At 58.6% G+C, this 9,749-nt stretch carries 10 protein-coding genes; 1 reads left to right on the top strand and 9 read right to left on the bottom strand.

From position 1 onward, the window contains the following. Positions 1–12 precede the first annotated feature (12 nt). From ACMGGW_RS20440 to lpxO, 3 genes are all read right to left on the bottom strand, one after another. Entirely contained in the window at positions 13–711 is a 699-nt protein-coding gene (locus tag ACMGGW_RS20440) for a CTP synthase (RefSeq protein ID WP_169540440.1), read from the bottom strand. A gap of 112 nt (positions 712–823) precedes the next feature. Beyond that, the gene (gene lpxP / locus ACMGGW_RS20435; RefSeq protein WP_016930250.1) at positions 824–1,744 is read right to left on the bottom strand and encodes a kdo(2)-lipid IV(A) palmitoleoyltransferase; all 921 of its coding nucleotides are present in this window, start codon (positions 1,742–1,744) and stop codon (positions 824–826) included. Between the two features lie 303 nt (positions 1,745–2,047). Beyond that, positions 2,048–2,953, bottom strand: coding sequence for a lipid A hydroxylase LpxO (gene lpxO / locus ACMGGW_RS20430; RefSeq protein ID WP_025304427.1), 906 nt, complete (start codon positions 2,951–2,953; stop codon positions 2,048–2,050). Positions 2,954–3,201: 248 nt separating this feature from the next. On the opposite strand from lpxO, the gene ACMGGW_RS20425 reads away from it, so the two are divergent. Next, positions 3,202–3,543 carry a hypothetical protein gene (locus ACMGGW_RS20425; protein WP_016930249.1) on the top strand — a complete coding sequence of 114 codons (342 nt, stop codon included), beginning with the start codon at positions 3,202–3,204 and terminating at the stop codon, positions 3,541–3,543. 451 nt (positions 3,544–3,994) lie between these two features. On the opposite strand, the gene fis is transcribed toward ACMGGW_RS20425, so the two are convergent. From fis to accC, 6 genes are all read right to left on the bottom strand, one after another. Beyond that, complete coding sequence (gene fis / locus ACMGGW_RS20420) at positions 3,995–4,291, bottom strand: DNA-binding transcriptional regulator Fis (protein WP_000462905.1); 297 nt, start codon at positions 4,289–4,291, stop codon at positions 3,995–3,997. Beyond that, positions 4,273–5,277, bottom strand: a complete 1,005-nt coding sequence (gene dusB / locus ACMGGW_RS20415; RefSeq protein WP_025304426.1) for a tRNA dihydrouridine synthase DusB — start codon at positions 5,275–5,277, stop codon at positions 4,273–4,275. The genes fis and dusB overlap by 19 nt, the downstream gene beginning before the upstream one ends. Positions 5,278–5,670: 393 nt before the next feature. Further along, on the bottom strand, positions 5,671–6,552 hold the full coding sequence (gene prmA / locus ACMGGW_RS20410) for a 50S ribosomal protein L11 methyltransferase (protein ID WP_197832233.1): 882 nt from the start codon (positions 6,550–6,552) through the stop codon (positions 5,671–5,673). 11 nt (positions 6,553–6,563) lie between these two features. Further along, the gene (gene panF / locus ACMGGW_RS20405) at positions 6,564–8,009 is read right to left on the bottom strand and encodes a sodium/pantothenate symporter (protein ID WP_197832234.1); all 1,446 of its coding nucleotides are present in this window, start codon (positions 8,007–8,009) and stop codon (positions 6,564–6,566) included. Continuing rightward, the gene (locus tag ACMGGW_RS20400; protein WP_164067740.1) at positions 7,999–8,241 is read right to left on the bottom strand and encodes a YhdT family protein; all 243 of its coding nucleotides are present in this window, start codon (positions 8,239–8,241) and stop codon (positions 7,999–8,001) included. Before ACMGGW_RS20400 ends, panF begins: the two co-directional genes overlap by 11 nt. Positions 8,242–8,392: 151 nt before the next feature. After that, positions 8,393–9,742 (bottom strand): acetyl-CoA carboxylase biotin carboxylase subunit, encoded by a 1,350-nt coding sequence (gene accC / locus ACMGGW_RS20395; RefSeq protein ID WP_019453177.1) that lies wholly within the window; start codon positions 9,740–9,742, stop codon positions 8,393–8,395. Between the last annotated feature and the right edge of the window lie 7 nt (positions 9,743–9,749).

Genomic DNA, 9,749 nt, shown 5'->3' with positions numbered 1-9,749 from the left:
GAGGGCTTTTTTTTACCCGTTGGCGGCTGTTTTGACGAGTTCCACCACCAGCGGTGAAAGCTCGCCGCGCAGCGCGGCGCGTTCCGACTGGAACAGCGTGGCGACGTAAAAACGCCGGCCCGGCAGTTCGATGGCGCGCACGTCGCCTTCGCTGTCGTGGCCGCTGATGATCAGCGGGAAGCGCTCAAGATCGGCGACGAATTCCGGATTCACGCCAAAGTTGCAGTGGTAGCCTTCATGGGTGTTCAGGCTGCCGTAGGCCTGTGCGACGCGGGTGTCGGGCTGAAAAACGATGTCGCCGGTTTTTTCCACCAGCGAGCAACTCAGCGGGGCGATCACCAGCCGGCCACCGCTGTCGGTTTCCGCATGGCCGGCGTCGTGCCAGCCCATCACGTTGCGGGCGTATTCGACGATGGCGTATTGAAAACCACCGCAGGAGCCGAGGAACGGCACGTCGTTTTCCCGCGCATGACGGATCGCCATAAAGGCGCCGTCGTCGTAACGATACGGGCTGCCTGGCACCACCCAGATGGCGTCGAAATTTTGCAGCGTTTCGGGGGAGATCAAGGTTTCGGTCGGTAGCCACTGGGGCTGCACGTCAATATCGAGATGGGCGGCGGTGAGCTGGAGCGCCACGGGGATGGCCTGATGGGCCACGGCTTGCGGGTTGTAATCACCGACCAGAGCAATGCGAACTTGAGCTTTCATCATTTCCGTTCCTGTGCGGGTAAAGAAGGAGATTACAGGAAAGTAGAGTGTCGAGCCGCCGTTTTTTAAAGGTGGCGCACAAAAAAGCCCGGCATTGGCCGGGCTGAAAAAAAGGTCAGTACAGCGAGGGCGCACCAGCCGGTCGGGTTTTGAAACGGCGGTGCAGCCACATGTATTGCTCCGGCGCTCGCATGATCTCTTTCTCGATCACTTTGTTCATGTAAGCCGCCGCCGCCTGTTCGTCGCTGAGTGGATAGTCTTCCAGGGCCGGCTGGATCAGCAGGTCGTAGCCGCGGCCGCCTTCGCGGCGGATCAGCACCACCGGCACCAGCGCCGGGTTGGCCATGCGCGCCAGCATAAAGGTGCCGCTGGTGGTAGCGGCCTGATCGACGGCGAACAGCGGGGCGAATACGCTGCCGCGCGGGCCGTAGTCCTGATCCGGCGCGAACCATACCGCCTCGCCGCGCTTGAGCGCGTGCACCATGCCCCGCAGATCTTTGCGGTCGATCATCGCCTTGTTGGAACGCATGCGGCCTTTGGTCTGCGCCCACTCCATCGCTTTATTGTTGTGCGGACGGTACATCGCCATCATCGGCTGGCACAGGCCCATTGCCCGGCCGCCCAGCTCCAGCGACATGAAGTGCACGCCGATCACCAGCACGCCGCGATCGTCGCGCTGCGCCATTTTGAGGTGGTTGATGCCGGAGACGTTGAACCAGCGTTTGACGCGTTTATCCGACCAGAACCAGGCCATGCCGGTTTCCAACAGGCCCATGCCGAGCGATTCGAAGTTGCCCACCACCTTGCGCTCGCGCTGCGCTTCGTCCATCTCGGGGAAACACAGCTCGAGGTTGCGACGAGTGATGGTGACGCGGCGTTTGAGAAATCGCATCGAGGTACGCCCCATCCACACTCCCAGCCGATTGAGCAACGGGTAGGGGAGCTGGACCAGCAGGAACAGCAGGGCGAGGCCGAACCAGGTTAACCAGTAGCGCGGGTGCAGCAAGGCCAGTTGAAATGCTTTGGCTGATTTCATAGAAACTCTTTTTATACGTTAAAAGGGGCAGCAAGCTGTAACGCATATAAAGGTTCCACTCGATAGCGATACGACTACTCAGACACCCAGGTACGGCCAGGGTTTAGTCGGAATTCCATAATTGACTAAACATTTACATTCGAAGGGCGGTTTGCGCTGCTATCAGGCTTCGGAGGGATAGCTGTTGGCCAGCGGAGGCGGCTCTAGGAACGTGTATGTTAACACAGGGTACGGGGTGTGGCGGAAGAGGGGCATGCGAATATTCTCATTCGCGTTGCCCCTGTGTTGACGATTGGCGACGGTTTACAGGCTGGGGAGGATGATGGCGGCGAAAATAGCGACGATCACCAGCCACTTCAGCAGGTAGTAACCACGGCGGTTGCGCGCTTTCAGGCGTTGGCCGGCATCGCGCACTGCGTTGACGTACTTGAAGATGCGGTTGATGCCGCCGGTGCGGTCCTGATCGTCGTTCGGCGAGCTGGCTGCCGACATCAGCGTGGCGCCGACCCAGTGGTTGACCGCCTGCGCCCAGCGCCATTTCATCGGCCGTTCGACGTCGCAAAACAGAATGATGCGCGTCTGATCGGTGGCGTTCTGCGCCCAGTGCACGTAGGTTTCATCAAAGATCACCGCCTCGCCGTCACGCCAACTGTGCTGCTCGCCATCGACCTCGATGAAGCAGCGATCGTCGTTGGGCGTCATCAGCCCCAGATGGTAGCGCACCGAGCCGGCGTAAGGATCGCGGTGTTTACCTAAATGGCTGCCGGGCGGCAGCTCGGCGAACATCGCGGCCTTGACCGACGGGATGCGGTTGAGCAGCTCGACGGTTTTCGGGCACAGCGTTTGCGCCGAAGGGTGGCTGTCGCTGTACCACTTCAGATAAAAACGTTTCCAGCCGCGCTTGAAGAAGGTGTTGAATCCGGCGTCGTTGTGCGACTGCGCCTTTTTGATGTGATCCTGCAAGCGCACGGCTTCCTCGCGGATCACCTGCCAGTTGTCGGTCAGCGTCTGCAGCTCCGGGAAGCCTTTTTCGTCGAAATAGGGCTGTTTGGCGGGCAAACGGGAGAAGCCGGTCATAAACATGTTGATCGGCCCCATAAAGGTGGAGTGATCGAACAGTTGGCGGGTAAGCTTTTGTTTCTCTTTGCCGCGGGAGTGTGCGTAGAGGAAGCTGATGATAAAAATGCCGATAATGATCGCGGCAACCATAGAATCCATCCCTGTTGGTGCTTGTTAAAAATTCGTACAAATTATAGTTTTGTGACAGGAAAAATTTAACTTTTTCGTGCGCTTTCCCCGCTCATACTGCTTGGTGGCATAAAAAATCAATAAAACCGTTGGTAATAAAATTTTGTATCGATTTTTTTGGTTTTAGTCCTATTCTTAAATCGTTCAAGGGGCATTTCATGCCATCTTGTTTCATGACGAATGGCACGTATCTGAGAAAAGAGGGACTTATGAAGAAATCAATCATTGCCTTGTCTGCACTGCTGCTCGCTTCCCCGGTGTTCGCTGCTGAAACCGCGACCGACACCGCCGCTCACGCCAGCAACGAGGTCGTCGCTGAGGCGCATAAAGGGGCGGATACCGCCAAAGAAAAGCTGCACCAGTCTCAGGACAAGGGTGAAGAGCTGAAGCTGAAAGCCAAGCACGCCGCCGAAGGCAAGAGCGACAGCGTCGGCAGCAAAGTGAGCGAAGGCTCGCAAAAGGCCTGGCACTCCACCAAACAGGGTACGGAGAAGGCTTGGGACAAGACCAAGCAAGGGGCGGAAAGCCTCAAGAACAAAGCGACCGAATAAGGTCTCCGCTTTACCCCAAGGGCCGCGCTGCGGCCTTTTTTATTGCCCGCAAACCAGAGCCTATGCCCCCGCTTTGTCGCCCCGAGTAAAACGTGAGAGTATTCTTCATCGATTGGCGACTCAATCGTAAGCAAGGAGGAAGCTCTATGAGATCCCACTGGGTAAGGCGTTTATTGACACCCTCACCAACCTGGACAGGCAGAGCATCGGTTATCTTGGGTCTGCTGGTGTTTGGGATGTTGAGCGGGCTGGATAGCCTGGGTGTGGAGTTGGACGGGTGGAAGCGCTCCGTGATGGTCGCGGCCGTGGCGGGTATTTGCTATTTCATTGCCGGATATATTGATAAGCGCATTCCGCGCAAAGCCCCGCCAATGTAGGCATAAATCAGACAAAGAAAAAGGCGCTTATCAAATGAGATAAAGCGCCTTTTCAACACGTTAACTGACTAGTATCAGTTCATGCCGTATTTTTTCAGCTTCTTACGCAGCGTGCCGCGGTTGATGCCCATCATCAGGGCTGCGCGGGTCTGGTTGCCACGGGTGTATTGCATCACCATGTCCAACAGTGGCTGTTCAACTTCAGCCAGTACCAGCTCATACAGGTCATTTACGTCTTGACCGTTCAGTTGAGCAAAATAGTTCTTCAGTGCTTGTTTAACCGAGTCACGCAGAGGCTTTTGAGTCACCTGATCTTGTGAGTTAACGGTAGAAACGGTCAGTACGTCAGAATTTACGCGTTGTTCGAACATAGTTCTGTCAGCTCTTTTTTTACGCTAAGATTTTCGAAATATGCCTCCAACGCCTCCAGCTGTTCGCTGGCATCCTCTATGGCGTTGAATGTGCGCCGAAACTGGTCATTCGGAGCGTGTTCCTGGAGATACCAGGACACGTGCTTACGAGCAATCCGGAATCCCTTGCCTTGGCCATAAAAGCCGTGCAATTCCCGAATGTGCCCAATCAACAAGCGCTTCACCTCGCCAAGCGGCAGCGGCGGCAGCAACTCCCCAGTGTCCAGATAATGCTGGATTTCCCGGAAGATCCAGGGTCTCCCCTGAGCAGCGCGGCCTATCATCAGGGCATCGGCCCCGGTGTAGTCGAGCACTGCTCTGGCTTTATGCGGGTCAGTAATATCCCCATTCGCGATAATCGGAATGGAAACACTCTGCTTAACTGCCCGAATGCTGTCGTATTCCGCGTTGCCGTTAAACAGACAGGCGCGGGTTCGGCCGTGAATCGTCAGGGCCTGAATACCACAGTCTTCGGCCAGTTGGGCAATCTCTACACAGTTACGATGCTCTGGCGCCCAGCCGGTGCGAATCTTCAGCGTTACCGGCACATCCACTGCGTCAACCACCGCGTGGAGGATCCGTTTAACCAGATCCGGGTACTGCAACAAAGCGGACCCGGCAAGCTTCCGGTTCACTTTTTTGGCCGGGCATCCCATATTGATGTCGATGATCTGCGCGCCGCTGGCCACGTTGATACGCGCGGCGGCGGCCATATCATCAGGATCGCATCCGGCAATCTGCACGGAGCGGATCCCTGGTTCATCGCTATGCACCATACGCAGACGCGACTTATCCGTCCGCCACACCTCCGGGTTGGAGGAGAGCATTTCGGATACAGCCATCCCAGCACCCATTGCATGACAGAGGGTTCTGAACGGGCGATCTGTAATACCGGCCATCGGGGCCGCAATCAGGCAATTAGTAAGCTGGTGGTGTCCAATGCGCATAGACAAAGAGTGACCATACTGTGTCCGCAAGGGCGCGTATATTACGCATTTTTGCGTCGAGATGAAAGGCCAAACTTTAACCAATTGGCCCTGTATTAGGGCGAAAAATGCGCTACGCGGCGATTCATAAAAATATTATATATATTTTACAATAAGTTGACGAAAAGTGCTTATTTTGTGTGCGGCAAAATATTCGCCTTTGTGCAGAATATTATCTGCATTCGCCCGCTATTTTTGCTGGTATAGCCTGCCTGGAAGGCGCATTGTCAGGGCGATCCGTCGTTGAACGGCAAAAAATTGCATAAAATTTTGTCTCGTCCGTCTGGCGATCGCCGGACAAAAAAAATCCACCGGCGCAGGGCCGGTGGATGAGGAGGCAATAGACCGTGACGCTTACTTGCGGCGGCCGGTGATACGGCACCACTCTTCGCGCTCGGCGACCGGATCGAGCGTGAACTTCTCTTCGTAGGCTTCCGCTACGCTGCTCGCCTGGCTGGCCAGCACGCCGGACAGCCCCAGATGACCGCCGGCCTTCGGCAGGCAACCTATCAGCGGCGCCAGCTCGCGCAGCGGGCCGGCGAGGATGTTGGCGACCACCACGTCCGCCAGCAGGTCCGCCGGCTGGTCTTTCGGCAGATACAGCTCCAGACGCTCTGAAACGCCGTTACGCTGTGCGTTGTCGCGGCTGGCCTGAATGGCCTGGGGATCGATGTCGATGCCGATAGCGCGCGCCGCACCCAGCTTCAGCGCGGCGATCGCCAGGATGCCGGAACCGCAGCCGAAGTCGATGACGGTTTTGCCGGCCAGATCGAGGCCGTCCAGCCACTGCAGACACAGCGCGGTGGTCGGGTGGGTGCCGGTGCCGAACGCCAGGCCCGGATCGAGCATCACGTTAACCGCGTCGGGATCGGGAACGTCGCGCCAGCTCGGGCAGATCCACAAGCGCTCACCGAAGCGCATCGGGTGGAAGTTGTCCATCCACTCGCGCTCCCAGTCCTTGTCTTCCAGCTGTTCTATCTTGTGGCGGAAACCGGCGCCCAGCAGCGGGTGCTGTTCCAGCATCACCACCACCTCGGCCATATCGGTTTCGGCGTCGTACAGGCCGATCACGTCGGTATCGCCCCACAGCAGGGTTTCACCCGGCAGCGGTTCGAACACCGGGTTGTCGTGGGTGTCCTGGAAGGTCACCGACACGGCGCCGCTTTCCACCAGCGCGTCGCTCAGGTCTTCCGCCTGGCTGCCGGTGGTGTTCAGTTTGAGTTGGATCCAAGGCATAGCAATTCTCTTTAAGAGGGTAATGATGACGCCGCCCGGCGCTTTTCGCCGACGACGTTACCGAGATAAAACGCCAACAGGCTGAGCAACAGCGAAGGCACGATAGGATGCAGCCCCGCCGGTTGCAGGTTGAAGCTGGCCAATAGCGTATAGCATACCGCACCCGACACCATTGAGCTAAGCGCTCCCTGAGCATTGGCGCGTTCCCAATACAGGCCCAGCACCAGCGGCCACAGGAAGACCGCCTCCAACCCGCCGAAAGCCAGCAGGTTGAGCCAGATGATCATCTCTGGCGGCCGCCAGGCCGCCAGCAGCACCAGCAGACCGAGGATCAGCGTGGTCAGGCTGGAGAAGCGCTTGATCAACCGCTCGTTGTGGATCTGCTGTGGGCGTACGCCCAGGTAGAGATCCTTGATGATGGTGGCGGAGGATTGCAGCAGCTGGGCGTTGATGGTCGACATGATCGCCGCCATCGGCGCCGCCAAAAAGATCCCGGCGGCGTACGGCGGCAGCACGGTGATCATCAGCGTCGGGATCACCTGATCGGGGATCTTGAGGTCCGGCAAGACCGCGCGGCCGAGTGCGCCGGCCAGGTGCATGCCGAACATCAGCACCGCCACCACCACGGTGCCGAGCAGAATGCCGCGATGCACCGCCTTGCTGTCTTTGTAAGAGATGCAGCGCACGGCGGTGTGCGGCAGGCCGATCACCCCGAAGCACACCAGGATCCAGAACGACGCCATAAACGGCAGGCTGAGGATTTGATCGCCGCCCTGCGGCGACACTAGCGCCGGATCGATCTGCTGCAGCTTGTCCACCGCGCTGTCCAATCCGCCGGCGGCGTGGATCACCGCCACCAGCAGCAGCACGGTGCCGAGCAGCATCACCAGCCCCTGCATGGCGTCGTTCAGCACGCTGGCGCGGAAGCCGCCGAAGGCGGTGTACAGCGCGATGCTGATGCCGAAGATCAGCAGGCCGGTGTCGTAGGGAATGCCGGCGGCGGTCTCCAGCAGGCGGGCGCCACCGATAAACTGCACCGTCATGGCGCCGAGGAACGCCACCAGCAGACTGAGGCTGGCCAGCCACACCAGCAGGCGGCTCTGGTAGCGGCCATACAGCATGTCATTGAGGGTGATGGCGTTGTAGCGCCGCGCCAGGATGGCGAATTTCTTGCCCAGCACGCCGAGCGACAGCCACACCGCCGGTAGCTGGATCATCGCCAGCAGCACCCAGCCCAGGCCGTATTTATAGGCGGCGCCGGGGCCGCCGATAAACGAACTGGCGCTGATGTAGGTGGCGGTCAAGGTCATCGCCAGCACAAAGCCGCCCATCGAGCGGTTGCCGAGAAAGTATTCGCTGAGGAAATTCCCGCTCTGGCGGCGGCTGTAGGCATACACCGACAGGCCGAATACCAGCAACAGGTAGGCGACCAGCGGCAGGATCACTTCAGTTTGCATCGCTGTCCTCCAGCGAAATGTCGCGGAACACCGTGCGCACCATCAGCCAGCACAGGCCGGTGAACAGCAGCGGGACCAGCAGGCAGGCCATTTCGAACCAGTGCGGCAGGCCGGTGACGCCGATGGCGCTGTCCGGCAGGTAGGCCGCCAGCCCCCAGGCCAGCAGGTAGAGCAGCGTCAGCCCCAGCGCCCAGCGCGCTTCGCTGTGCGCCTGAATAAAGCGTTTGTCCATCCGTGTCTCCCATAGGTTTACGGTGATGGATTCATCAAAGGTAGGGAATTTTACGGCATGACGGCGTTTTGCCAAGCCGTTACTGGCGCAGCGCCAAAGAAAAAGGCCGGTGATTAACCGGCCTTTCGTCAGACGATGCTGCGTGGCTGCCTTAGGTTTCCTGCAGACCCAGCTTCTTCTCCAGATAGTGGATGTTGGTGCCACCGTGCTGGAAGTTTTCGTCGTTCATGATCTTCTGCTGCAGCTCAACGTTGGTTTTGATGCCGTCGATGATCAGTTCAGCCAAGGCGTTTTTCATGCGGGCAATCGCCACGTCACGGTTTTCGCCGAAGGTGATCAGTTTGCCGATCATGGAGTCATAGTACGGCGGTACGGTATAACCGGCGTAGATATGAGATTCCCAACGCACGCCGAAACCGCCTGGCGCGTGGAAGCGGGTGATCTTGCCCGGGCTCGGCAGGAAGGTGTTCGGATCTTCGGCGTTGATGCGGCATTCTACCGCGTGGCCGTGGATCTTCACTTCTTCCTGTTTGATCGACAGCGGCTGACCGGCAGCGATGCGCAGCTGCTCTTTGATCAGATCCACGCCGGTGATCATTTCGGTAACCGGGTGTTCTACCTGAATACGGGTGTTCATTTCGATGAAATAGAACTCGCCGTTTTCATACAGGAACTCGAAGGTGCCCGCACCGCGGTAGCCGATTTCCACACAGGCTTTCGAGCAGCGCTCGCCGATGTAGCGGCGCATTTCGCTGGTGATGCCCGGCGCCGGCGCTTCTTCGACCACTTTCTGGTGGCGGCGCTGCATGGAGCAGTCGCGCTCGGCCAGATAGATGGCGTTGCCCTGGCCGTCGGCCAATACCTGAATCTCGATGTGGCGCGGATTCTCCAGGTATTTTTCCATGTACACCATGTCGTTGTTGAAAGCCGCTTTGGCTTCCGCTTTCGTCATGTTGATGGACTGCTCAAGGTCTTTGTCGCTGCGCACGACGCGCATGCCGCGACCGCCGCCGCCGCCGGAGGCCTTGATGATCACCGGATAACCGATGCGCTTGGCGAAGGCACGGTTTTTATCCATGTCGTCGGTCAGCGGGCCGTCGGAGCCCGGTACGCAGGGCACGCCGGCTTTTTTCATGGCGTTGATCGCGGAAACCTTGTCGCCCATCAGGCGGATGGTTTCGGCTCTCGGGCCGATGAAGATGAAGCCGGAGCGTTCAACCTGCTCGGCGAAGTCGGCGTTCTCCGACAGGAAGCCGTAGCCCGGGTGGATCGCCACGGCGCCGGTGATTTCCGCCGCCGAGATGATGGCCGGGATGTTCAGGTAGCTTTTTACCGATGGCGCAGGACCGATGCAGACGGTCTCGTCGGCCAGCAGAACGTGTTTCAGATCGCGGTCGGCCGCGGAGTGAACCGCAACGGTCTTGATGCCCAATTCTTTACAGGCACGCAGTATGCGAAGCGCGATCTCGCCGCGGTTGGCGATAACAATTTTATCAAGCATGGGGGCG

Source organism: Serratia sp. BNK-4, assembly GCF_048685115.1.
Lineage (GTDB): Bacteria > Pseudomonadota > Gammaproteobacteria > Enterobacterales > Enterobacteriaceae > Serratia > Serratia bockelmannii.
The sequence above is the reverse complement of the archived record's forward strand: the minus strand, read 5'-3'. Positions and strand labels throughout refer to the sequence as shown.